The organism is Vibrio sp. 1557, assembly GCF_033340175.1.
GTDB lineage: Bacteria > Pseudomonadota > Gammaproteobacteria > Enterobacterales > Vibrionaceae > Vibrio > Vibrio alginolyticus.
Genome location: NZ_JAWOVZ010000157.1, coordinates 1 through 1,297, shown reverse-complemented (window position 1 = coordinate 1,297; position 1,297 = coordinate 1). Strand labels below are relative to the sequence as shown.

The following is a 1,297-nucleotide window of genomic DNA, read 5'->3' as shown; positions in this document are numbered from 1 at the left end:
CTTCTCCAAATACTAATGAGTTTGGTTTTTCATTTAGCTGCTTTAAAACAGGTTTGAATTCCGTCATCACCTTCTCTAGCTCTTTCAATGTCGATTCCATCTCACTGTACATTGTCGAGTTAGGGCCGTATCCATCCAGCGTTTTTTGCAGTTGCTGCAAGCTTTGGCGAATATCTGCAGGGATCTCTTGTGTGTCTTTTTGGCTTAAGAGCTTATCAATGCTATTCGCCACTTTTTCTGCGGACGCCAAAGTGCGCTCAGACGTTTTCAACGTTGCGTTCAGAGACGTTAATGTATCTTCCATTGGCAAGTTATTAAGCTTGTTTAAGAAGTCATTTACTTGGCGCTGAACCTGTGCAAAGCCACCTCGCATTGTAGGGAAGACGTCTAGCCCTTCATACGTGTTTGCTTCATATGGTGTATCGTCTGGATAAAAATCCGCGTCAATGTACAGTGCACCAGTCAACAAATTCCCGGTTTTTAGTGTGCCGCGAAGCCCTTTTGCAAACTCGTCTTTTAGTTTCTCTTTGAACATTTCCATCGAGTGGGACTCAACATCACCGTATACACGACCAAGCTCAATACGGACTAACACCGGAATTCTCTTCGCCGAGAAATGCTCTTCTGGAGTTGGAAGACGCATAGGCACTCTCATTACGGTACCAATGCGCAGGCCTCGGTATTCAACCGGAGCTTTGCGTTTTAGGCCACGAACGGACTCTTCGAATAGCATTACGAATTCGATGTATTCGTCGTACATGCCTTGGCGTACTTGTTTAACATCATCGTACAAACGGAAGTTCGTCATGTCTTTGGTAAGAGCTTCGCCTGACTCCATTCCAGGGATGCTATCAAAGGTGACGCCACCAGTAAGAAGGCTTTCAAGCGAGCCAAATTTCACTTCAAACCCTTCCGCATTCAACTGTAGATCGAGGCCTGAATTGAGCCAGAATTTGGTGCGAGTGCGCACTAAACTGTCGTAAGGCTTAAAGATGAAAAGTTGGTAAAGAGCACGGCGCGTATCTACGTCAAAGCTGGTTTTCTCTACTCGCCCAACCGTAAAGCCTTTATAAATAACCGGGGCACCCACACCAAGCTTACCTGCTTCACGGTGAGTCAAGACAATGCGCAGACCTTCTGCGTCAGGCGAAGCGACAGGTGGCACATCCAGAACTGCGAAATGATCTTTTTCGACTTCAGAACTGCCCGGTTGCAATTGAATGTAAGCACCGGAGAGAAGGGTTTCCAAACCAGAGACGCCATCACGGCCAATGCGCGGCTTCACCACCCAAAACAT

Annotated in this window: 1 protein-coding gene; it reads right to left on the bottom strand. The window is 46.8% G+C overall.

Going from position 1 to position 1,297, the window contains the following annotated elements:
• On the bottom strand, positions 1-1,297 hold a 1,297-nt coding region (gene pqiB / locus R7070_RS25475; RefSeq protein ID WP_318141421.1), incomplete at both ends, for an intermembrane transport protein PqiB.